At 56.9% G+C, this 23,016-nt stretch carries 25 protein-coding genes; 2 read left to right on the plus strand and 23 right to left on the minus strand.

The window, feature by feature from the left end; all coding sequences use genetic code 11:
• Positions 1–467: 467 nt before the first annotated feature.
• The 4 genes from K1Y02_10495 to thpR all read right to left on the minus strand — a co-directional run bounded on the left by K1Y02_10495 (position 468) and on the right by thpR (position 2,918).
• On the minus strand, positions 468–1,277 hold the full coding sequence (locus K1Y02_10495; GenBank protein ID MBX7256781.1) for an ABC transporter ATP-binding protein: 810 nt from the start codon (positions 1,275–1,277) through the stop codon (positions 468–470).
• A 70-nt stretch (positions 1,278–1,347) separates the two neighbouring features.
• Complete coding sequence (locus K1Y02_10500) at positions 1,348–1,968, minus strand: protein-L-isoaspartate(D-aspartate) O-methyltransferase (GenBank protein ID MBX7256782.1); 621 nt, start codon at positions 1,966–1,968, stop codon at positions 1,348–1,350.
• 93 nt (positions 1,969–2,061) lie between these two features.
• Positions 2,062–2,319 carry a YggT family protein gene (locus K1Y02_10505; GenBank protein MBX7256783.1) on the minus strand — a complete coding sequence of 86 codons (258 nt, stop codon included), beginning with the start codon at positions 2,317–2,319 and terminating at the stop codon, positions 2,062–2,064.
• Positions 2,316–2,918: an RNA 2',3'-cyclic phosphodiesterase gene (gene thpR / locus K1Y02_10510; protein MBX7256784.1), complete on the minus strand. Its 603-nt coding sequence runs from the start codon at positions 2,916–2,918 to the stop codon at positions 2,316–2,318. The genes K1Y02_10505 and thpR overlap by 4 nt, the downstream gene beginning before the upstream one ends.
• Before the next feature lie 160 nt (positions 2,919–3,078).
• Here thpR and K1Y02_10515 point away from each other — a divergent pair, with 160 nt between their 5' ends.
• The gene (locus tag K1Y02_10515) at positions 3,079–3,528 is read left to right on the plus strand and encodes a TerB family tellurite resistance protein (protein MBX7256785.1); all 450 of its coding nucleotides are present in this window, start codon (positions 3,079–3,081) and stop codon (positions 3,526–3,528) included.
• 292 nt (positions 3,529–3,820) lie between these two features.
• Here the strand turns inward: K1Y02_10515 and K1Y02_10520 are convergent, their stop codons facing one another.
• The 10 genes from K1Y02_10520 to K1Y02_10565 all read right to left on the minus strand — a co-directional run bounded on the left by K1Y02_10520 (position 3,821) and on the right by K1Y02_10565 (position 12,253).
• Positions 3,821–5,341, minus strand: coding sequence for a family 10 glycosylhydrolase (locus K1Y02_10520; protein MBX7256786.1), 1,521 nt, complete (start codon positions 5,339–5,341; stop codon positions 3,821–3,823).
• A 75-nt stretch (positions 5,342–5,416) separates the two neighbouring features.
• Positions 5,417–5,929, minus strand: a complete 513-nt coding sequence (locus K1Y02_10525; protein ID MBX7256787.1) for a hypothetical protein — start codon at positions 5,927–5,929, stop codon at positions 5,417–5,419.
• Positions 5,930–6,069: 140 nt separating this feature from the next.
• A complete protein-coding gene (flgL, locus tag K1Y02_10530; protein MBX7256788.1) occupies positions 6,070–6,984 on the minus strand; it encodes a flagellar hook-associated protein FlgL in 915 nt (304 codons plus the stop codon).
• A gap of 3 nt (positions 6,985–6,987) precedes the next feature.
• Positions 6,988–7,500, minus strand: a complete 513-nt coding sequence (locus tag K1Y02_10535; GenBank protein ID MBX7256789.1) for a flagellar protein FlgN — start codon at positions 7,498–7,500, stop codon at positions 6,988–6,990.
• A 42-nt stretch (positions 7,501–7,542) separates the two neighbouring features.
• Complete coding sequence (locus K1Y02_10540) at positions 7,543–7,893, minus strand: rod-binding protein (protein ID MBX7256790.1); 351 nt, start codon at positions 7,891–7,893, stop codon at positions 7,543–7,545.
• Complete coding sequence (locus tag K1Y02_10545) at positions 7,893–8,999, minus strand: flagellar basal body P-ring protein FlgI (protein ID MBX7256791.1); 1,107 nt, start codon at positions 8,997–8,999, stop codon at positions 7,893–7,895. The genes K1Y02_10540 and K1Y02_10545 overlap by 1 nt, the downstream gene beginning before the upstream one ends.
• Before the next feature lie 60 nt (positions 9,000–9,059).
• Positions 9,060–9,698: a flagellar basal body L-ring protein FlgH gene (locus K1Y02_10550; GenBank protein ID MBX7256792.1), complete on the minus strand. Its 639-nt coding sequence runs from the start codon at positions 9,696–9,698 to the stop codon at positions 9,060–9,062.
• Positions 9,699–9,708: 10 nt separating this feature from the next.
• A complete protein-coding gene (gene flgA / locus K1Y02_10555; GenBank protein ID MBX7256793.1) occupies positions 9,709–10,665 on the minus strand; it encodes a flagellar basal body P-ring formation chaperone FlgA in 957 nt (318 codons plus the stop codon).
• A gap of 22 nt (positions 10,666–10,687) precedes the next feature.
• Positions 10,688–11,479, minus strand: a complete 792-nt coding sequence (gene flgG, locus K1Y02_10560; GenBank protein ID MBX7256794.1) for a flagellar basal-body rod protein FlgG — start codon at positions 11,477–11,479, stop codon at positions 10,688–10,690.
• 15 nt (positions 11,480–11,494) lie between these two features.
• Positions 11,495–12,253, minus strand: a complete 759-nt coding sequence (locus tag K1Y02_10565; GenBank protein ID MBX7256795.1) for a flagellar hook-basal body protein — start codon at positions 12,251–12,253, stop codon at positions 11,495–11,497.
• A gap of 410 nt (positions 12,254–12,663) precedes the next feature.
• Between K1Y02_10565 and K1Y02_10570 the strand changes: the two genes are divergently transcribed.
• Positions 12,664–13,245, plus strand: a complete 582-nt coding sequence (locus K1Y02_10570) for a 5-formyltetrahydrofolate cyclo-ligase (protein MBX7256796.1) — start codon at positions 12,664–12,666, stop codon at positions 13,243–13,245.
• Here K1Y02_10570 and miaA read toward each other — a convergent pair.
• The 9 genes from miaA to K1Y02_10615 form a co-directional block, all read right to left on the minus strand.
• Entirely contained in the window at positions 13,218–14,153 is a 936-nt protein-coding gene (miaA, locus tag K1Y02_10575; GenBank protein ID MBX7256797.1) for a tRNA (adenosine(37)-N6)-dimethylallyltransferase MiaA, read from the minus strand. The two genes, K1Y02_10570 and miaA, sit on opposite strands and share 28 nt — an antisense overlap.
• Positions 14,150–16,033, minus strand: a complete 1,884-nt coding sequence (gene mutL, locus K1Y02_10580) for a DNA mismatch repair endonuclease MutL (protein MBX7256798.1) — start codon at positions 16,031–16,033, stop codon at positions 14,150–14,152. The genes miaA and mutL overlap by 4 nt, the downstream gene beginning before the upstream one ends.
• A gap of 351 nt (positions 16,034–16,384) precedes the next feature.
• A complete protein-coding gene (locus K1Y02_10585; protein ID MBX7256799.1) occupies positions 16,385–16,822 on the minus strand; it encodes a hypothetical protein in 438 nt (145 codons plus the stop codon).
• A gap of 169 nt (positions 16,823–16,991) precedes the next feature.
• Entirely contained in the window at positions 16,992–17,438 is a 447-nt protein-coding gene (locus tag K1Y02_10590) for a hypothetical protein (protein MBX7256800.1), read from the minus strand.
• 185 nt (positions 17,439–17,623) lie between these two features.
• The gene (locus K1Y02_10595; GenBank protein MBX7256801.1) at positions 17,624–18,067 is read right to left on the minus strand and encodes a hypothetical protein; all 444 of its coding nucleotides are present in this window, start codon (positions 18,065–18,067) and stop codon (positions 17,624–17,626) included.
• Between the two features lie 164 nt (positions 18,068–18,231).
• The gene (locus tag K1Y02_10600; protein ID MBX7256802.1) at positions 18,232–18,666 is read right to left on the minus strand and encodes a hypothetical protein; all 435 of its coding nucleotides are present in this window, start codon (positions 18,664–18,666) and stop codon (positions 18,232–18,234) included.
• A 246-nt stretch (positions 18,667–18,912) separates the two neighbouring features.
• The gene (locus K1Y02_10605; GenBank protein MBX7256803.1) at positions 18,913–19,356 is read right to left on the minus strand and encodes a hypothetical protein; all 444 of its coding nucleotides are present in this window, start codon (positions 19,354–19,356) and stop codon (positions 18,913–18,915) included.
• A gap of 207 nt (positions 19,357–19,563) precedes the next feature.
• Entirely contained in the window at positions 19,564–19,998 is a 435-nt protein-coding gene (locus K1Y02_10610) for a hypothetical protein (protein ID MBX7256804.1), read from the minus strand.
• A gap of 441 nt (positions 19,999–20,439) precedes the next feature.
• Entirely contained in the window at positions 20,440–21,762 is a 1,323-nt protein-coding gene (locus K1Y02_10615) for a hypothetical protein (GenBank protein ID MBX7256805.1), read from the minus strand.
• Between the last annotated feature and the right edge of the window lie 1,254 nt (positions 21,763–23,016).

Here is a 23,016-nt window from a genome sequence, read left to right on the forward strand (position 1 = left end):
TATCCTGGGCTTTGTACTCGACCACGTAGCCAATCCGCCCGTCCCGGCGTCCACGCCCGTCATCCAACAGCCCGCTCCCCAGAGCCTGCATCCACCCGTGGAATCCGGGCAGACTTCAGCGAGCGAGGGACAGACCGCGTAACCGTAAACTGATCGCGCAGCGCGCGTCCCCCCTATTCCGAATTCCTCACGAACACACTCTGTTTTCGGAGACCCGCTTTGTTTTTCGTCGCAAGTCTCGCAAACACAACGGTTTCGAGAGAGGTTCAGGTTTGTTCGTGAGAAATCCGGGATAGTCACTTTTGGGTCGGTCAAGTACTCCGGATAGACTGGAATCAAGTCCAGGACAGGATTTACGTTTCGCGAAAAGAGGAAACCACCAGAAGCGTCACCTTGCATAAGTAAGCTATCACGGCTGCGCTATTTGCGCAATACGGATCTTGTGATATGGGGCGGCAAGTGTCGAATCAGACGGAATGTGTGCGAGCCGTGTCGTGCGCAAGTCCGGGGCGCAGCCAATAGCTCGCGCCGTCGAATTCCACGCGGCAATTCATATCGAACGTTTTTGAGAGGATTTCGGAGGTCAGCAGGTCGCGAGTGCTTCCCTGCGCGACGACACGTCCCGCCTTTAAGGCACACACCCGAGTCACCCACCCACCAATCTCTTCGATGTGATGTGTAACGAGCAACAGAGTTGGCGCATCTTCCCGCTCCGCCAAGCGGGCCAAGTCGTCCAGAAAGTCGCGACGCGCGTGCGGGTCCAGCCCGGCGCACGGCTCATCCAAGACCAAGAGCGTTGGTTTGCAGACGAGTGCGCGAGCAATCAGCACACGCTGTTGTTCCCCTTGGGACAGCACGCCAAAAGGCTGGTCAGCCAGGCCCTCGCTGTTCAGCAAGCTCAGCGCTTCCCATGCGCGTGCGCGTTCCTCGTCCGAATACTGCCGATAGAGCCCTAGCGTCGCCTCCAACCCCGATTCCACAACGTCCAGCGCCGTGTCATCCTGCGGCAACCTGCTCTCCAACGCCGAACTCACCCAGCCGATGGTCTTGCGCAACTCCCGGATGTCACACTCGCCGAATACACGTCCCAGTACACTGACCGTGCCCTCGCTTGGCCATTCGTAGCCGGTGACAATCTTGAGAAGCGTTGTTTTACCCGAACCGTTTGCCCCAATCAGGGCCCAGTGCTCGCCTTGCTGGATCGTCCACGAAACACGATCGAGGATGGTCCGCCCCTTTCGCTTAAACGTAATGTCATGTAGCTCAACTGCATTCATGAAGAAGTCTTCCTGTCGGACAGTAAACAACCTGTGAGATAAGTTCGCGTGTGTTCGCGAGAAGCCCGGACTACTCGGTCAGATCCCAGCCATCCGCTCCGATTAGGGGAACAAAAACGCATCCGGTGCTATATTCCTGGCGAAAGGTCTGGCCGATCTTCGTTATGCAGAGCAACTCCTGCGATTCCCGCCCCCCGACTGGACAGATTAACCGCCCACCTTCCCGCAACTGATTTCGCAGCGCGGCGGGTATTCGCGGCCCCGCAGCCGTGACGATAATCACATCGTATGGGGCTGACTCCTGCCATCCCAACGTGCCGTCACCCACTTGAACTTCCACATTGTTAAATCCCAGCGTTTGCAGCAGACCTGCGGAACGCGATGCCAACTCCGGCACCCGTTCAATGCTGACGACTCGCCGGGCCAGCCGCGCGAGCACGGCGCATTGGTAACCCGAGCCCGTGCCGATTTCCAGAGCGGTATCATCGGGCTTGACGTGCGCCAACTGCGTCATCAGAGCGACCATGAACGGCTGGGAGATGGTTTGGCCGTGACCAATTTCGAGCGGACGGTCATCGTATGCGTGAGACTTCAGGTCATCCGGCACAAAGCACTCGCGTGGAATACTCCCCATCGCCTCCAGCACACGCGGCTCCACGATTCCTCTGCGCTTGAGCTGCGTGTCGATCATGCGCGAACGGTCTTCGGCGTAGGGATCTCCCGCTTCGATGAGTCCCTCCTTTCCAAACCAGCGCCTGATAAACTTCTGGCGCAACATTGCTTGTCACCTTGCGGGGTAAATAGCGGCGAGGATCAAGAATCGGGCAAACCACAGCACAACCAAAGCCGCCAGCGGCCCAAAATCGACTGGACCCAGGGACGGCAACGCGCGCCGGATCGGCTTGAGGAAGGGATCAACGCATTGCGGTATCCAGCGCCAGCGCGCGGAGTACAAGTCTATCTCAAGATAAGACGCCAGCCAACGCAGGAGAACCAGCATCATGTACAGCGTCAGCAGACTATAAATCGCGCGTCCAATCATGTCGGGAAGGAAAACTCCTTGATACAGGTATAAACAGGGCCTTGAGGCCTCAAGTCACTGGAAAATAATGACACACTCTTCGCCGTGAATGCACCAAAGAGCGTAGACTGTTCGCGCCGCATCAATGCAGCCAGTCTCTCTATTGCCGGATCGCCCGCATCTTTCGCGCCTCGACCACTCGCCTTGTCCCGGTCATCCTTGATGCGGGCCAACGTGACATGAGGATGGAAGCGGCGATTCTCCGGCTTCTGCCCGATGGCCACAGCCCCCGCCTCCGCTATCCGGAATGCAGCTTCAAGCGCCCCATCGGCAGGCGTCACGCCAGCCCACACGACAGTTGGTCTCCGGGCGTTGGGAAAAGCGCCGACACCGCGAACCGTGAGGTCAAACGCGCTCACCTCGGCAAATGCCGGCGCAACGTGCTCCAGATACGTTTCCGCGTCAGCCTCGCCGATTTCGCCCAAGAAGCGTAACGTCAGATGCATGGCGCCGGGTTTCACCCACGAAGCGCGTAAGCGCGATTCGCGCAGATTCTGTTGTACGTCCAGCAGCCTCATCCGAATTTCCTCGGGGATCTCAATGGCCACAAAGGCCCGCATTGTTGGCTCTCCTTACCGCAGACTGAATTCCGAGTCTATTGCGCGCCGGCTAAGAGACAAGTCCGCGCTGGTTTGTGAGACATCCGGACTATGATGACACTTCCTTTCTGGAAGTCAATCGGAAACACGTGTTAGCATTCAAGAAAATGAAGGGACTGTCATGCTTGAGAAGCTTCTCCAACTGCTCGCTCCACGCCAGACCGATTCGGCCGTCGACCGCGAGGAACGCTTGCGTTTGGCCACTTGTATTGTATTGCTTGAAGTGGCCGGCGCAGACAACGAGTTTTCTCCTGCCGAGTGTCAGCTCATTATCGACTCTTTGCGTACGCGATTCGACCTCTTGCAGGAGGAGGCAGAGGAACTCATCGAAGTGGCCCAAGAACGCCGACAGGAAGCCAGCGGGCTCTGGAAGTACACAAACCAAATCAATCAATCATGCAGCGTAGAAGAGAAAGTTGGAATCATTGAAGAAGTGTGGCGAGTCATCTATGCGGACGGCAGTCTGGATGGCCACGAAGACTATCTGGTCCACAAACTCGCCGACCTGATGAACCTGACTCACCCCCAGCTCATTGAGGCGAAGATGAGGGTTTCCCGACCCAAGGCGTAGTGGACACGCCAACTTACGATCGAGCATGGCGATTCGCCTGCCTCATTGTCACGTCCGACGGTCTTAGATGTGAAATCTCAGACTTGAGAATCTAATCGGGCCTATTCCCGGATTTCTCACGAACACACTTTGCCTTCTCTCGCAACCAGTGCGTTTGCGGGACTCACGGCAAGAAATTGGGCAGTTCTCCGAAAACAGTGTGTGTTCGCGAGAAATCCTCATGGCATAGCATCAAAGTCGCGCACGTGAGCAATTTGCGTCGGCGCACTATAGCGCCGATGCAAATTGCGGACTATTCCCGAATCTCCGCCCAGACCATCTTGGCCTCGCCGGAACCACCGCTCACCGCCACGGCGTTGCTTCCATCTTTGAGCGCACTCAACTCCGATTCAAATCGAATTGCCCTGGCTACTCCCGGAAAATCGGCCAAGTCCTCAACGATTCCTGCCAACGAGCATGCGGCACCGTTCACGGACACCTTGAGTGTCTTCTCATCTACCCCCTCGGCCTTATCAAATCCGATTATCACTGCCGCTTTGCCGGAGGGAGGTTTTGGACCCGCATAGATAGTGATTACCGGGTTATCCGCCAACGCAGCGGGCAACTGTGCTCCGTTGGAGACGCCTGCGGGGACCGTATCGTGATAGGTGCTGACAAAGCGCCGCTCTTTCCCAACCAGCGTTTTAAGCGCTATACCTTCTTCCAGCAAGGACCGGTAGGCCTCCACACCGCCATGCATGGGGGCCGGGTCCATGTAGTTGAACAAGTAAATTGCGTCCGCGCCGCGCATCAATTCCATGGAGGCGAAACCCCGCGCCGACGACAAGGTATTCTCCGTCTGCTTGGCGCCCGGATATGCAGCAATGAGTATTTCTCCTCCAGGCGCGAGCGTTATCTTCTTAGCGCTATCGCCCAGACGCGCGCGCCACTCCTCGACGGGTATGTCGAAATCGATGCTTGCCCAAAATGGTGTCGGAACCAGCACGTCGACCAAGTCTTCCTTAACCCAAGTCACGCCATCCATGCCAAGTCCGTACGCCGCGTCGGGGACCGCGGGCACACGCGCGCCAATTTGAATCGGATGACCTCGTTTCTGCGACCAATCCACCGACAGCGCCCGCACATCGCGCATAAACTGAGTGAGGATGTCCCGTCCTTTGGCCTCTTCGCCGGGCTTGAAGTGATAGCCAAACCGCATCCAATCCAGTTCAATACCGTCGGGATCATATCGCTCGAACAGTTCCTTCACGTACACCATTGCGTGTTCGCGCACTTCTGGAATCCCGTAATTCAGCGCGCGATCCTGCCACGCGCCGGTACTGCCGGGCACGCGCCAGTAGTCCGGGTGCTTCACCCAGAACGTGCTGTGCATGAAGTTTTTCGGGTTGTTGACGTCGTGCACATCGTTCATGCGCATCGTCAGCCACGGCGAGATGCCCTTCTCACGGCAACGTGCAATCCATACCGCGTAGGGGTCCAATCCCCGCTCATGAAGGAGCCGCGCGTTATCCACCCATTTCCGGCAGAATTCCGGTTCATCGGGAACCACCTGGTCACCGACTTCCCAAATGGCGTCGCGGGCGGCACTTTCATGGCTGGCCCGCATCGCATTGGGATTCAGGAAAAGATGCGTTACGGCCGTGCCCGCGTACTGATCGACAAACGCGTGGAGCCCGTCCAGCGTCATGTCGCCTGCATTGCGCGAACCAAAGAAATGGCTATTGTCCTCGTTGATGATGAACGGCGTCTTGTCCGCGCCGACTCCCAGCAACGGAGTGGATATGGCCAGACACAAGACTACGCACGAAACCATTGGCCCCCCTTTCCGGAGATGGCGGATTCCTGCGCCTCTTCTCCGGCGCTCAATTGCGCCCGCGCAAAACGCGGACTAGTCCCTGGTCAGTTCACCCGGGGCGCCGTCCCACGTGGCGCCTTGACCAAAGCGATACCGATACGTCTCGCGGCCGGAGACATCCGTTTGGGTATTTGCCGAGGCTGCGGCTGCCTCGGTACGGTTCGACTTTCGCTCACCTTCGTAGACTCGATATGTATATTGAATCAAGCCGATGAATCCGCGTTCGGTCGCCGAACTGCGCGACGTCGGAAACGCGTCCAGCGGATGGTATTCCTCGTACACTTTCACCTTCTTATAGTACTTGCCGCGCAGTTGGCCTTCTCCCTCGAAAACGACCTCTCCATGCCGCCCCGCCATATTCATGCGCTTCAGCTCGGACTTACCAATCCCGTCCAGGCGTTCCATGACCTTATCGGTGCCCGAGACGTAGCCCTCCGGCTTCTCACCGATGCCAAAGTCATATTTCACTTTCTCGATGACGCTTCCGCCCGACGAGGCGCACGAGCAAACTGCCAGACAAACCAAAAGTGCCCAAAGGGGTTTCACGCCTAATCTCCTTGCATGTGCATAGCGCCGTAGAATGGGCTACTGCTTTCTGAGTTTGAGCTTCCATGTGCTTTGGTACACCAACGGTGCACACAAGAATGGAATACATAGATTCTAAGGAAGGTCTAGAAGGGAATCAATTATCCCACGTAGTCGAGTAGGCTTGGCTGGATTACTCGCGCAGCGGCGTTTAGGGCCGCCTGAAACGCGTTGCTTTGCGCGTTCAACCGGATGATGACATCCGCAAAATCCGCGTCGCGTGAATCCGAAAGCAACTGCTCTAACTGGATTTGGAAATCTTCCGTCTCATTGGTCAGGCTGGTTACACGATTCTGCACCGCACCCAGACGCGCCATTCCTTGATTGAGCTGCTGACGTATCGCCTCCAACTCATCCAAGCTCTGATTCTGAAGCGTCGCCTGATCGCCCGCACGCAGCGCATCGCGTATGTCGATCAAAGTCTGAAACAGGTCCTGCGACCCTTGAAACACCGTGGACCCGGGCTCGTTCACTTCCACCGTGACCCCGTCCGCAACTCCCACGGAAACCGTCTCAGTATTCCCTTGATAGGTGACAGCCGTGATATCGCCGTCGACGTCCCTTGTGACCTCATACGGCATCGAACGGGTACGCGTGCCGCCAAAGATGTAGAGATTTCCCGATTGATGGTTCGCCGTATTGACGGCGCCCTCAAGCAGTTGGTCAATTTCCTCCGCGATGGCATCCAAGGCTGCCTGGCCTTCCGTGCCATTTGCCCCTTGCAGGGTTAGCTCGCGGGCGCGCAGGATGGCATTCACCATGGTCTGCAGCGAGCTTACCGACTCCTCAAGTTGTGGACTTGCGGAGGACATGTTGTCGAGGTATTGCTGATTCTTGGCAATGGCGGCTCGCGTGTTCATCGCGCGGCGCGCGTCCACAGGATTGTCCGAAACGGTGTTCACGCGCAATCCGGTTGCGAGTTGCGTCTGCAGATCCAGAATCCGCTTGCTCTGATCCTGGATATTGTTGAGCAACCGGTTCATCACGATACCTTGTGTAACACGTAGCGCACCCATGGACTACCCCCGATGATCCAACATTACAGGCTCGATGAGGCGCACGGTTGTCCCGCCTCCTTGTTCCGTGTAGTTGCCCGCAAGCCCTTCGGAACACGCCTGGAATGTGTCCAACAACTGCTCTGTCACGTTTAACGACTGGCGCAACATGCGTGCATTCGTTCGAACAACCGTTCGATTCGCCGCGATGGCCGCCTTCAGACGCGTCTGCAAATCCCTCAGCCTGCCCTTCCATTCCACGGGGACCGCTTCGATTAAATCGCTCAAACACGGATTTGCGTTCGAAATACCGCCTTTGGCCAGAATAGGTTGCACGATGGAGTTGCGCATTGCATGGGCTTGCGCCGTCTCTCGAACCAGCGCTTCCAGTGCTTCTGTCCGCGCCTGCAGCGTTTCGAGATCTTGCGCCAACAACGCCTCATGCTGAGATCGGCAAACACTCAAGAGATTCTCTTGGCGTTCAATCTCATCTTCCAGCAATTGGCATAGCGTATTGATGTTGCTATCCACAGCCATCAGATTCCTTTTGCTTTACTCTTTATCGGCAGACGCTCGCGATCACTTGACCTCGATCAGCGGGGCGGCCGTGGCTTCCGAGGCGGCCAGGGCGGCCCTCCCCCTGGATTCGGCGGCGCGCAACTGCTGCTCCATCAGCTTCGCGATTCCGAATTGCCCGCTTTTGGCAATTTCACCGCTTAAGGTATCGTTCAGCATCTCACGGTAGTAGTCCGAATCAGGGTCATTGCCAAAAAGGGTTCCCTTGGGAACAGACTTCTGCATTTCTTGCAGCAGGGTGAAGACGAAATAGTGCTCGTATTCCTGCAAAGCCAGCTTCTCGCGCGAGGACTCCTTCGCCAAAGCCCCGGTTCTCGCTTCCGTCACATTCGCCAATGGGTTTACGTACAGCACTACATAATCTCCAAGTCCGCGTCCATCGCCCCCGACTCACGCAATGCCTGAAAGATGGAAATCATGTCGCGGGGAGTCACCTTGAGCTTGTTCAAAGCCAATGCGACGTCGCTCGCGGATGTCCCCTGAACCGGCATCAGGAAAGCTTGCTGCTCTTCCGCTGCAACGTCCACGACCTCTTCCTTAACGGTCTCCCCTTGAGACAACGGGGCGGGTTGGCTTACCACCGGCGTTGTCGCAATCTGAATGCTCAGGTTGCCGTGAGCCACTTCGCACGGTTTGATCATTACGTCGCCGCCTACAACCAGCGTGCCTGTGCGCTCGTTTATCACAACACGGGTGGGCAGGTCTGAGGACACATCCAAATCCTGCAGCTTGGCGATGAAGCCAATGAGTTCCTGCTGCATGTCCTGAGGGATACGCACCGTGATGGTGCTCGCGCTTAACGCTGAAGCGCTTCCTTCCCCAAACTCCTTATCCGCCGCTTGACGAATGTTCTCGGCCGTCTTGAAGTCTGGGCGGCGTAGAAGCAGCGCGACACGATCCCCGTCGGTAATCGTCGAAGGGACTTCTTGTTCGACGAATGCGCCCATCGGAATACGGCCCACGGTTACGTGATTCTTGCGGACCGACGTCCCACCGCCCGTATCCGCGTTGAATCCGCCAACCGATAACGGACCCTGCGCGACGGCATACACCGTCTCATCGGTGCCGGGACCATACAGATACGTTTCCAGGAGGGTACCGCCTTCCAGACTTTCCGCGTCGCCAACGGCACTTACGCGAACGTCGATACGCGTACCTTCTTTCGCAAATGCGGGTAGGGTGGCATCCACCATGACCACGGCCACGTTGTCGGACTTCAGATCGGCGATTTTATCTACATCAATGTTCATGCGGTCCAGCATGCGTTGCATCCGGCGTAGTGCGTCGCCGGTTTTATCGCCGGTGCCCGCAAGGCCCACGACGATACCCACGCCTTTGAGTTGGTTACCCCGTGCCCCCTGGATTTCGCACAAGTCCTTGATACGTGCCGCACTCGCGGGGGCCGATAACACCAGCCCGGCGAGCAACGCGCAAATCAGACTGCCTCGTAGTGCTTGCATTACTGGTCCCTAAGCCTTTCCATCACGCAAACCTTGAATTCATGCCCGTTTCACGCACGCTCAGTATGGCGACACCCAATCCAGAAGCCTCGTGAGCACGCCTCGACGTTGATTGTTCCAAAGCGGCCCTTTTCCGCTCAGTTCAATAACGGCGTTCGCCAATTGAGTCGAGTCCAGTGTATTCGCGGGGGTCACGTCCCGAGCCCGCGCAGTCCCCGACACCACCATCCGCGACTGTTCGCGATTCATGGTCAGCAGTTTCTCGCCCCGCAATTCAATGGTGCCGTTGTCGTTCACCTTCGTAACCGTGCACGTTACGGTGGTCTCCAACGTGTTCTTACGCGCGGTCTTACCGGTGGTGCGTTGTTCGTTCTTCATTCCAATCTGCCAGTTCGGCAGCTTTCCCGCTGTTGTAATGCCGAAACCGTCCGGCTTTGCCGCCGTCAGGAAGGTGTTGTCGCCGGCGTTCGCTTCCGACTCCACGTCGGACTCTTTCTTCGTATTCGTATTCGCATCGGTCTGCGCGGCGATCTCTTCCTTGATAAGAACGGTTATGATGTCGCCTTCGGCGAACCGCGCCTTCTTCAGCGAAACAAGCGTCCCCTGTGACGCTGTCTTCTGCGAAAACAACGAATCCCCCCATGCGGGGGCTATCGCTATCACCGTGGCCGCAATTGCCGTTATCAATCGCCTGTTCATCCTGTCCTCCCTACTCCACAACCACGATGCCGTCTTTGCGTAACGTTCCCACAAACTCCTGTTTCGAATCGGGATTAAGGCAGGTCAGTACTTCGCCGGCCCCTGCATTTCCGAGGGCGACTGCGCGCGACCGGATGAGCAATCCACCTGCCCGCGTTTCCACCGTGACCGCCTGATTCCGCTTTACCAGTTGCGGCGGCACCACTTGCCGCGGCGAGATGACCTGCCCCGCAAAGATGGTGCTCCGTGCCGTATTTCCTACCAAGTCCTCCAACTCCGTCACATAGCTGCCAGTACGTAGATTCGCCAAGGAACGCTTTTCCACTTGCACGTCGGAGGGAGTAATCAGTTTCCCCCGAGGGATGTCCATCGTGGTCACCAGCACGTCTGCCAGTGCATCTACTTTGGCCTTCATGGTGATGCTGCGCTTCACGTCGCCGTCCACACGGATCTCACCGCGAAAGACGGTCGGCCCAATCCAACGGTACTGGGGTTGAGGCGACCACTTGATGGACAGTTCACCTTCGGGGACGACGATGCTTTGCGCCTGATGCTCGACCTCGATTTCCGTATCCTCGAGCTTCCAGGGCACCTTAGATTCAATGAACGCAAACAGATCCTCTGCCAGGATGTCTTGGGTCAATTCCATCGAAAGCGTCTTTGCGACGACCGCATTGGCGCCGTCCAGCGTAATGTCGCTCGCCTGGACCCCCGCGCTCTCGATGCGCGTGCGCACGAGCGTCGCATCCAAACGCTTGGAGGCGCCCGGCGCAGCCGCTCCGCCCAACTCGATCTGCCCGAGAACCGGAGCATTCTCCCCTTTAATCTCCGCGACCTCGCCCAAGGTAACCATTGGGCCTTTTACGTAGGCCTCCGTCTTCAGCATGACGGTGTCGGCGGGTTCCGCCCACGCCGTCATGGGAAGGAGCGCGGCTACTGCGATTCCGAGAATCCGTGCGCGTCTCATGTTCAGCTCCTTACCCTACCGCTTACCGTCTGACGTTATTGGCCGTCTGAAGCATTTCGTCGGAGGTCTGTATGACCTTCGAATTTGCCTCGTAGGCGCGCTGCGCAATGATCAGATTAAGAATCTCTTCCACGACCTGAACGTTCGAGTTCTCCAAAAATTGTTGCTGCAGCGTACCAAGACCGTTTAGACCCGGCTGACCTGCCACGGGTGGGCCCGAAGCTTCGGTCTCCTGAAAGACATTCTTGCCGAGACTCGCGTCGAGGCCTGCATTGTTGATGAACCGCACCAACTGTATGGTCCCAAGGTTCGAAGGTGTCGCGTTCCCCGGCACAGTGACCGAGACCACACCGTCTTGCCCGATGGAAATTTCCTCGAAGTCGTTCGGCACCGTGATTCCTGGCGTTAGCGGGAAACCGTCCGCCGTCACGAATATGCCATTTGCGTTGATTCGGAAACTGCCGTCCCGTGTGTACCCCGTGGTGCCATCCGGCAATTCGACTTGAAAGAAACCATCCCCCTCGATAGCCATATCGAAGGGATTATTGGTCTGAATCAGATTTCCTTGTGAAAACGTCTTTGCAACCGTTACAGGCCGCACGCCGTGCCCGATGTGAATGCCTGCCGGGATGATTTCACCTGCCGCCGTCTGAGTACCGGCCGGCTTCACTGTTTCGTACAGCAAATCCTGAAAATTCACGCGGCTCTTCTTGAAACTTGTCGTATTGACGTTCGCGAGGTTGTTGGCAATCGTGTCAATGTTGGTCTGTTGCCCAACCATGCCCGTTGCCGCCGTGAACAGTGCGCGAATCATCCCCTTCGCTCCTTATTAGGCCGGTGAACCCACGTCGTTGATGAGACGCCCTGCCGTCTCGTCAACCGCCGTAATGACTCTCTGGTTTGCCTCATAGGCCCTCAGACCAAGCATCATCTCTGCCATCTCGACGGGCGCCTGCACATTGGATGCCTCAAGCGAACCCGCTATCAGACGCGTCTCCGTCGCCGCCGTTGCTTGCGCGGCTACGGGTTCCGACGCAAAGAAAAGACTTCCACCTTCTTGTTCGAGCAGCCGAGGCTCCTGAAATTCCACGATGCGAATCTCTCCGACAAGCTGGCCATCCACAGTGACCGCGCCGGTGTCGTCTATCCGCACCTTGCCTTCGCCTACGTCGATTGCCCCGCCCCCGGCCGACTGAATCTTGTAGCCGTCCTGCGTTGCCAACTGGCCGTCCACATCCACGATGAATGAGCCGTTGCGCGTGTAGCGTTCGCCACCGGGCGTCTCGACGCCAATGAACCCCGGCCCGGAAAGGGCAACGTTCAGTGGGTCGTCCGTGGTAAAAATCGGACCTGATTGCAGGTCGGTAAACGTGGCAAGTGTCTTGAGTCCGCCGCCGGGGCCGCGCTTCGAATTCAGTTGCGCCGCCGTGGCCGTTTCGCCCAGAAACAACTCCTTGAACCCCTGGGATATGGGGTTCTGACGCTTGAACCCCACCGTCGCCGAGTTGGCGATGTTATTGGCGATGACGTTATGACGCTCTTCCAACGCCATCATGCCCGTCGCTGCCGCATACAGGCCTTGTATCATCGCTACCTCCCCGGTTTCGGACCCTATCGCAATCGCCTTTCGGCGCTTTTCCCGGCAGCCCGGCGTTGCTTAGGGATGATTCGACGACGCTTTAGGGAGAGCATCGCCGACGCCGGGCCGACCACTCACGAGCGACCTGCTATGGGACAGGTCGGATAGGCCAGATGCAATGAATGTGCCAATGCGATGACTAGCGGTAAAATGGCGAAAATTGAAGACTTTGGCGGGTAAGCAGGCAGGAGCATCCTAGCTCGTACCGGTAATTCCTGCCCATCACCGGAACTTTCTTCTCCCAGGTCTCCACGCTAGACTTTATTCGGACTCTTGCGCAGCCGAGTGCGCCGCAAGGCACTAACGGGCAGGTGTACTCGGTCGCTTGATTTCGAACCATACTTGCGGAAAGGAACCGCATGTCAAACCCTGATGCGAAATCCCAGCTTCGGGCACGCCTCCGCGCCATGCGTTCGGCGTTGTCACCCACCGAGGTCCAAACTCGCAGTGCGGCGGTCCATGCCAATCTCCTGCTTCAACCCGAGTTCTGGGCGGCCCCGATGCTTCTGACGTACGTTTCCATTGACAACGAGGTCGATACGCGCGCTCTCATAACCTCCGCGCTCGCGGAAGGCCGCCGGGTTGCCGTGCCTCGCCTGGGCACCCCCGGAGCCATGGACTGGGTTGAGATTTCGTCGCTGGAGTCACTGACCGAGGGCAAGTATGGCATTCCCGAACCAGTTCGGACCCTTCCCGCGACACGCGTGTCACGCGACAGCATCGTCCTTGTCCCAGGAGTTGCCTTCTCGCCGTCCGGTCACCGAATCGGTTTTGGGGGCGGGTATTTTGACCGATTCCTATCCGAATTCGGGGGCGTTTCCATCGGTCTGGCCTACGATTTTCTGGTGATGGACTCGTTGCCCACGGCGCCCCACGACCGGCGCGTCGTTATCCTCGTCTCGGAGACTTCCGCTTACCGAGCTGACGCGCTCTCATCCTGAAGCAGCCGCAATGCCTGCTCCACGTGCGCCTCGGTAAACGAGCTACCCGTCACCGGCAACCAGTGAATACGATCGTCGGCCCGGAACCACGTCAACTGCCGCTTGGCGAATCGTCGCGTCTGCTGCTTGGTGGTCTCTATCGCTTCGGCCAACGTCTGTTTACCGTCTATATACGCTGCCATCTCCCGAAATCCTACCGATCGCAGACGTTCAACCTCTGAGCGGTATCCGCGTTCCAGGAGCGCCCGCACTTCCTCCACAAACCCCGCGGCCACCATTGCGTCGACACGCTCGTTGATTCGCCGGTAGAGCTCCTCGCGCGGAAAATCCAGTGCGACCAACACCGCAGAATAGGCGTGTGTTCGCTCACGGTGCTCGCGATGAAGCCGAGACATGGGCTGCCCCGTCAGCCTGTACACCTCCAGGGCCCGCACGATCCGCCGCAGATCGCCTGGAAGTATTATCGCGGCATACTCCGGGTCCACCGATTGCAGTTGTTCGTAGAGCGGCGCTCCCGACTCGGCCTCCCGATGCAACTCTTCTCGAATCGTATCGTCTTTCGGAGGTCCATCGAAAAGGCCGTCAATCAACGCATTGACATACAAGCCGGACCCACCGGCCACGACGGCAACCTTCCCACGCGCATTCAGCGTATCGACCACCATCCGCGCCTGCCGCTGGAATTCGCCCGCAGAGAATTCGCAATCCGGTTCGAGCACTCCCACGAAATGGTGCTTCACCGCAGCAAGCTGCTCGGCGGTGGGGGCCGCTGTCCCGATTTCCATTCCGCGATACACCTGCATCGAATCGGCGGAGATAATCTCGGTGTTGAGGCGCCGGGCAACTTCAATCGCCAACGCCGTCTTGCCCGACCCGGTAGGTCCCACGACTGCCAGAATGGAAGTCACTGCCGTCTCCGGAAGCTCTTCTCCATCTGCATTTGGGTCAATTCGGTGATGATTGGCCTTCCGTGGGGACACGTGTAGGGGGGGCGCATCCGCCGGAACCCTTCCAGCAGTTCTTTGCGTTCCTGCGGAGACAGCCGATCGCCTGCTTTCACGGAGCCTCGGCAGGCCTCCACGGTCAAGCGGAGCGCGTCCGAGATAAAGTCCTCGCGCGAGAACAAGTCCCCCTGCGCCAACTGGTCCAGCACGCGGAAGATTGCATCGGCAATCTTGGACTCCTGATACAGGTGACAAACCGCCGTCACCTGGAATGTCGTGCCGCCAAACGGCTCGATTTCGATCCCGATACGCGAGAAAAGCGGCAGATTCGTTTCGAGCAGCCGCGCATGCGACGGGGGAAGCTCCACCAGAATGGGCACGATCAACTGCTGCGCCTGGTAATCGTGGTCGGCAAGATCAGCGCGCAGACTGTCGTAGGTTAACCGCTCATGCAACGCGTGCTGGTCGATGATCAACAACCGGTCTTCTTCCGGCACCAGCAAGTACGTGTCGAAGAGTTGCATCGGAGCATCGTCCATGTGGCCGATAGGACGGTAGACGGCCATTGGCGCAACCCGATCCACGTGGTCCGACGTTGCCGGACCCGAACCCGCGAATTCGGTTTGCACCGGTTCTGTGTAGGCTTCAAGCGGATTCGCGGTCTCCACAAAACGTGCGGCTAGGATGGGCGGAGTCTCAAACATGGGCGGTATAGAAGCACTTGCCGCTTCCGTACCGGCGAGCCTTGGGCTTGTCTCGCTTATGAGTGTCCGCATGACCGGTTCTTCGCGCACTGGAAACGACGGCGCGGGAGTCACCAGCGTCTCGCGTCCAACTTGGATGCGTTCCATACGGCGGCGGACTACGTCACGAATGGCTTCGCGCACCACGCGCTCCTCGCGGAAACGCACTTCGCGCTTCGCGGGGTGGATGTTCACATCCACGTAGCGCGGATGCGACTCGACCATGACGATGCCCACCGGATACCGTCCAATCGTCAGCAGTCCGCGGTAGCCGTCTTCCAAGCCATACTGCAGCGAACGATTCACGATAGGACGCCGATTCAAGAAGAAGAACTGATGCGAACGCTGCGACCGCGTGAGTGCGGGCGTTCCCACCAACCCTCGGAATCGAAGTCCAGCCTGCTCTTCATCCAAGTCGATCAAATCGTTCAGGAAGTTGAGTCCCCAGATAAGGGCGACCCGTTCGCGCAGCGTCGCGCGCTCCGGGATGTCGAGCAGCGTCTTTTCGTTGTGCAACAGATGAAATCCGACGCCCACTTCCGCGAGCGCGTGCCGTTGCACGATATCGATGCACAGACTCAGTTCGGTGGTGATCCCCTTCAGGAATTTCGCGCGTACGGGTGTGTTGAAGTAGAGCCGGTTCACGCTCACTCGCGTTCCCACGGGCGCGGCCACGTGGTCTACGTCGCGAAGGATTCCCCCTTCCACGCGCACCCGCGTCGCGGACTCATCGCGTTCGCGGCGCGTGACCATCTCGAATCGTGAAACGGCCGCGATACTCGCCAGGGCCTCTCCACGGAACCCAAGCGTCAGAATGTTGTCCAGGTCCTCGGCTTTGCGGATCTTGCTTGTCGCGTGCCGTTCAATCGCCAGCAACGCATCCTGCTCGGACATTCCATGACCGTTATCGATGACCTCGATCGTCCTGCGCCCCGCAGCCACAAGCCGCACCTGAATCCGCGTCGCGCGGGCGTCCAGCGCGTTCTCAACAAGCTCTTTGACAACAGACGCGGGGCGTTCGACCACCTCGCCGGCTGCAATCTTGTTGGCCACGTTCTCGGGCAGTACACGGACTGCGGGTATGCTTGTTTTCGCGCTCATCACCTAACCCGGATTTCTCACGAACACACTTGAACCTCTCTCCTAACCAGAGTGTTCGCGAGACTTGCGGCCAAAATCAAAGCGACTCTCCGAAGACAGAGTGTGTTCGCGAGAAATCCTCATGGCATAACCTCAACGTCTTGCACGTGAGCAATTTGCGTCGGCGCTCAATCGCGCCTGTGCAAATTGCGGACTAATTCCCGCCGCCATTCTAAAGCAGCCGCTCCGCACCCGCAACCGCCATTTCATCCCTGTGGAGTCCTCTCTCCCTTGCTCATCTGCGCCCCGAAATAAGCGAAGCAGGCCTGACACCCTGAGGCGGGCCTGCTTCGAAGTTCAGTGAGGAGTTAGCTAGATTTCGAACCGCACGTCTCCGTAGATGGTCGAGCAGGCGGGAAGTCTGCGATTCCAGCTTAGACCCTGGTAATAGTCGATACAGACGTTGGTGGTCGTGATTTCGATCCCCTCATTTACTACGATGAGTTCGTTGTTGACGGCTTCACCGCAGAAGAGGAACTCGTCGACGATGTCAAACACACCCCGTACCATGTACGTACCCGGCGCAAACCCTTTGATATCCTCAGACTGCCCGGATACCAGCACTGACGTCAGGTCATTTGGCCCCCATGACAGAGCGCCCTGATTCGCCACATTCACTTCTTTCAAGTCATACGACGTGAAGTTGTTGATACAGAACTGATACTGAAGCAGATTGCATCCTGCAAATACCGTAGCTACCGCCACGAGTATAACGGCAGCGAGGATTCCCCAACTGCGTGACCGTCTCATGCCTGATCTCCTTTGATTCGTGCGGGCTTGCTTGACTGGTCTCCTTCCAGTATCGCACCGGAGCGCAGCAAGCTTCGTCGCTTCCATCAAGAAAAACCAACCCTCGGCAAGAAAAAAGCAGGCTCGTCGAGGTTTAACAAGCCTGCCCCCTATACCAATTACTTCAAGACTAGATTACGAATCGGACATCACCGTAAATCAAGGTGCACCCGCCAATAACAACGGCCTTACCCTGCAACAGAGTATCCTCTCTGTAATCGATGCAGACGTTCGTCGTCGTGATATCGATACCTTCGTTCACGACGATCAATTCATCGTTGATTACATCGTCGCAGAATTCGCTGGAATCAGCGACATCGAAAACTCCGCGAACCATGTACGTTCCCGCCGCGAAACCTTTGATGTCCTCCGAGCCGCCAGGCGCAAGAACAGCGCTCAGATCGTTCGCCCCCCAGGAGTCAGCGCCCTGGTTTACAATGTTCACGTCCGTGAGGTCAAACGAAGTAAGGTTGTTGATGCAGAACTGGTACTGAAGCAGATTGCACCCTGCCAATACCGTTGCGACCAACACAACGCACACACCCATTGCCAATCCAAACCGACGCACCACTCGCATTACATGTCTCCTTCTTCCGCTTCTCATTATACGGGTATACAACGCCCCACTATTCGAGACTGAGCATACCACGTCATGACATACACTACAATCCGCCCCACCCTTAGACGCTCATGTGCGTCAACCCATGCATACTACCTGGTGTGGGGCGACTGACCGGTCTTCAACCGGTTATTCGCTCGACGCTAGATTTCAAACCTGGCTGCGCCATAGATCGACGTGCAGACATCGGCCTTATCTTTGGACACAATGCCTTCGATCTCACGGTAATCGATACAGATATTCGTCGTCGTGATTTCAAGGCCTTCGTTCACGATGATCAACTCACCATTGATGACTTCGTGGCAGAGATTAGGCTCGCCCGCGATGTCAAACACGCCGCGAACCATGTACATGCCAGGCGAGAACCCTTTGATATCTTCCGAGCCGCCCGGCTCAATAACACCGGTCAGATCGTTTGAGCCCCAAGAGTCAGCGCTTTGAGTTGTAATGTTCACTTCCTTGAGGTCATACGGCGTCAAGTTGGTGACGCAGAACTGGTACTGAAGTAAGTTACACCCTGCCAATACCGTTACAACCAGCACAACGCACATACCCGCCAGCAATCCAAACCGACGCACTACTCGCATTGCATTTCTCCTTTTTCATCTGCTCTACGTATTGACTCACCATTCTGCACAAAGCGACTGGGAATACTCAGCCTTCCCCTATCGCTCATCGTCCGGGCGCACTCAATCTCGGCAAGCAACTCACGACGGAGTGCGCCAGCTCAAACGACTTTCAGACTGATGACTCAAATCTCGAACCGCGCGGCGCCGTAGATATCTACACAAACAGTGCTCTTTTTCTCTGGAACTTCTTCGTCGTAGTCGATGCAGATATTCGTCGTCGTGATCTCCAGACCGTCGTTCACAACGATGAACTCGTTGTTATAGACGTCTTCGCAGACATCCTCCTCATTCACGATGTCAAATACGCCTCGCACCATATACATTCCCGGGGAAAAACCCTTGATGTCTACCGAACCGCCCGGCAGGAGCGTGCCAGAGAGATCGTTCGAACCCCACGACGGCGCGCCTTGAGCCGCAATGTTCACTTCCTTGAGGTCGAATGACGTAAGGTTGTTGATGCAGAACTGATACTGTAGCAAGTTACATCCGACCAATAGCGGCGTAACCGCCCCCATTGCCAGAATCGCCACCAACGCATAACGTGTGAACCTTTTCATGGCACTGCTCCTTATGGTCTACGCCACATTCCTCTCCCGGATACGCTCAGTTGGATAAACGAACACAGATTCCCTACAGCACCTCAGATCTTAGGGAGATCGGCTCAACTTGTCAATTGCTATTCACTCGTTCCAAACAAGGATTGACTCAACCACGCGGACAGCAGATCAGCCCCTCGCATATGACGGAACCCCCCGCAACCAATCGGCTGCGAGGGGCTCTACCAAAATATCTGCAATCAGGACTTAAATTTCAAAACGGACTGCGCCATAAATCTCAACGCAATCGCCCGGAGCCTTGACGCCGTTCTGCACCACATACTGCTCGTTGTAGTCGATACAGACGTTTGTCGTCGTGATGTCGATGTTCGTATTTGTTACGATGTACTCGTCATTGATGACAGGTTCACATACCTGACTGTCGGCCACGTCGAACACGCCGCGAACCATGTAGTCACCAGCCGAAAAACCCTTGATGTCTTGCGTCTGTCCAGGTCCAACAATTCCGGTCAAATCGTTCGAACCCCACGATCCCGCTCCCAGCGCCACAACATTCACCTCAATAAGATCGTAGGAACTCTGATTGTTCACACAAATCTGATAAGTGAGCAGATTGCAGCCCACCATAACCGGAGCCACAATGCCCACCGCAATGGACATCACAATCGCTGCCGTTTTCCACGTCCTCATAGCCGCCTCCTATTCCTTGCTCTATCGCGTTCTCTAGACTCGATATACCCGTTCCAGCATCGGCACTATTATACTCTCTCGGAGAACACACATTTCAAGATGTCTCCGTCTTTTGGCCGTTTCGACCAATAGAACGTAAAAAAACCGTCCCTTTTCGCTTACGCTCGAAGGGACGGCCAAAGTACTCAGTCTCAGTGACGGGATCCGTTAGATGATGTAACGAACGTCGCCGTAAATGAAGGTGCATTCTTCTTCGGTGTCAACATCTTCGGAATAGTCGATCGCGACATTCGTCGTCGTAACTTCGATACCCGTGTTGTATACAAGGTATTCGTCGTTGTAGATCGGTCCGCAGATCTCATCGTCTTCGGCATCGGCTACATCGAATACGCCACGAACCATGTATTCACCAGCCGCGAAACCCTTGATGTCTTCCGAACCACCAGGCGCAAGAATTGCCGACAGGTCGTTCGAACCCCACGATTGAGCGCCGTCCGCCGTGATGTTGACTTCCATCAGGTCGTACGAGGTCAGGTTGTTGATCTCGAACTGATACTGAAGAAGATTACAACCAACCATCACGGGCAATGCCACACTTACCAACACGGCCATCACTACAGCGAAGCGTTTCCAATTCGACATGTGCGTTTTCCTCCTTTTGCTGCACCCTACAGACGTTACCCTATAGGCATCGTCCATGTTTCCTCAAAACTATAGCACACCCTTCAGCGTTCAACAAGTCTACCACTTTTCACACTTTGCCGCTAGCTCATTCTCCGTCTGCACTCCCCAATTTCGGGCTGGAATCCTCCCCTTCCCAAAATCGGTACCGTACACTCTACACTCGAACCACTACGGCGTTACCGATTGACCTTTTCCTACACAACAGGTTGTGCTTAGACGGCTCCACTATACCAGCAGTCCGCTCTAGCCGTCAAGTGAAAACATCGGAAACCCACGTAACCCACCATCTGCTCTCTACATAGGCACCTTTGCGGCACATTGTCATCGTTCGGCTCGGCACTGCCCCCTTCTCTTCCGGCAGTGGCCCGACCCGCAGCAGGGGCATCTCCAATCGACGAATCAGTTATACACGAAATAGGCTGTAGCGTTACAGCTCTCATCCGCGCGAATCCGCACCCAATGTGCGCTAAATCCGTCCGGGAACTTCAGGTAACGGTACGGCTTCTTGGCGCCAATGCGAAGCGTTTCATAAAGTTCCCAGTGTCCATCCCCCAGAAAATCCACTTCGACACAGAATCGCACAGCCTTCTTGGAATCGTGCGCAAGGTGCAATACCTTCTTGTCGTAGCCCGTCATCAGGTACGGGTCGGATACTTCTCCGGCGCGAATCGGCGTGTTCCACCAGGGCCCTCCCCATCCACTTGGCTTGCCCATTTCCCACAAGTCGTCCAATGCCCCAAACCAGAACCCCGATTGCGGTTGGCCCTGGTCGTGGTCGATTTGGTCAGAAGCCATCACAAAGAATCCTCGCCACGCACAGAAGTCGGGAACAACCCGCAGATGCGTGCAAATGGGACGAATCCCCCAGATGTCCCCCCCGTACGCAAATGGCGGCAACTCAAAGAACGTGCCGTGAACGTCCATCAAAAGGCGCTCCGTACTGGCATGCCGGATCCGCATCCACTCCGTGTTCCAGGTGTGGTCCCAAGTCTGGCTGGACTTGGGCAGAAGGTATCGCTTCCATTCGCCCTTCACAAGAACACGGAGTATGACGCTCGATTTTGTCCATCCGGTCGCGTAAAGCGTTTCGCCGCCATAGGACTCGCTGCCCCCGTTTCCACTAACTTCGACAAACGGGTTACGCTCCAGCACGGTCCATGTCCTGCCGTCCCATTCGGCAAGCCGGCCTGCGTCGCGTTCGCCCAGAAACTCCTTCTCGTCGTAGGTGTTATTTGCGACCACGACGCGTCCTTGTCCGGTGAAGGCCCCCTTGAAGTGCTGTTGTGCGCCAACCACCGTCAACTCGTCGCGCAAGTTGAACAGGAGCTTTGCCGATACGTCATACACGTCGACTTCCCAGAATTCGCCTTCCATGCCGAGAAAGTAGACTTTGTGCTTGGGATCGGTGAGATGCGCGACAGTAGCAGTCAGACGAAAGCCTTTCAGCGCCTCGACGGTCCTGACTTGCCCGTCCGCGTCGATTGCATAGGGACCGATGAATGCTTGCCCGCTAGGCCAGTGCACCATGCGATTCGCGTAGGTCCCCGTCACCGACGCAGGATGCCGCCGCATCGTCATGTCCGCGTCGATTTCGTAAAGCCCAAGTCCCTCGCCCCGAATGTGTGCCACATATCCGACGGCCCACAACTTCCCGCCCCACGGAATGATGGCCCCGATACCCGCCTCTGAATCGCTGCCCACTCCTTCAGCCATCACCGTCATATTTGGGTAAATGCCATCGACATGGGGCTGAATCGACGGAGGTTCTTGCGGAAGCTTCGCCCCCGTCTTCTCAAGATATTCGCGAAGTGCTCTCGCCAGCGAACGGCCGAAGGCGCGCGCGCTGTCCGCCGTCACAACCTTTCCACCGGCGCTTGCGTAGGGGATTTCAATGGACGCACACAAGCGGGCCCCTGGAATGCCTTCGGCCCATCGCGCAAAACTCCGCCCCTGCGAAAAGTTGGAGCTCTTGTTCCACGCTGCTCCATGTGGAAGGTTGTCCGCCGCTTCGTACGGCAGCGGGCCCTTGTTCACGCGCTCCAGAATGGCCCCAAATGTTTGCTGCTCCATCCACATCGATTCGTTTTCGCTGCCGACTATATAGATGTCTTCGTTGTGTTCGCCGCGCAAATACGGACAATGCAGGTCAAGCGCGACTCGCAGTTTGCCGTCGGCCCAGTTGCGCAGCCGGGTCCGCAACGCCGCCACTTCAGGATGCACGCTGGGGCCGATATAATCGCGGTTGTGATCGTGCGGACGTCTGTTCTTGCCTTGGTCCCCATCCTCGACCCCGTCTTTGTCCACAAATGGAACCGCCAGAATCTCAACGTTTCGCCGAAACCAGTACCCGGTATCGTCATCGGCTAACACGGCATCCAGAAGACCTTCCAAAGCGAAACTAGATGCGCTTTCGCACGCATGATGCCGCGCCGTGACCACAACGCGATAGGGCGCTTCGCCGTCGAGCCGTCCCGCTCGCAGAATCTCAACCCCGCGCCCTTTTGCACTCTTGCACAGAATCTCAGTCGAAATAGCATCGCTCTTATCATGCGCGGCGAGAAATGCCTGCAGGTTTGTTTCGACGTAGGGAATCGCAAAAGCGAATCGCGTTTCGCCGCTTTTGACGGGAAACGAGTACTGAAACGAAGTGCCGGCTACGCTACCGGCTCCCAACCACGACCACGTCTCTCCCCCGTCCGTGCTTACGGCAGGTCCGCGTACACCAATTGGATTCCGCTCGCCAAACTGAAACGTTAGGGTTCGCCCTGCAGCTCCATTCACGCGGAAATTCCAGTAAAACCACCAACCCTCCGTGTCGCGCAGGTCCGGGTTCAAATGGATCGTATCGCCATCAGACTTCTCGACAACGATATTGCCTCCGGGGAAGTCTGCGTCAATAGAGAGTGATTTGTCTTCTGCGGCCCAAGTAAGAGTACCCCCAACGAAAAGGATACAAACGGACACCCATCGCTTCAT

Source organism: Candidatus Hydrogenedentota bacterium (assembly GCA_019695095.1).
Taxonomy (GTDB): Bacteria; Hydrogenedentota; Hydrogenedentia; order Hydrogenedentales; family SLHB01; genus JAIBAQ01.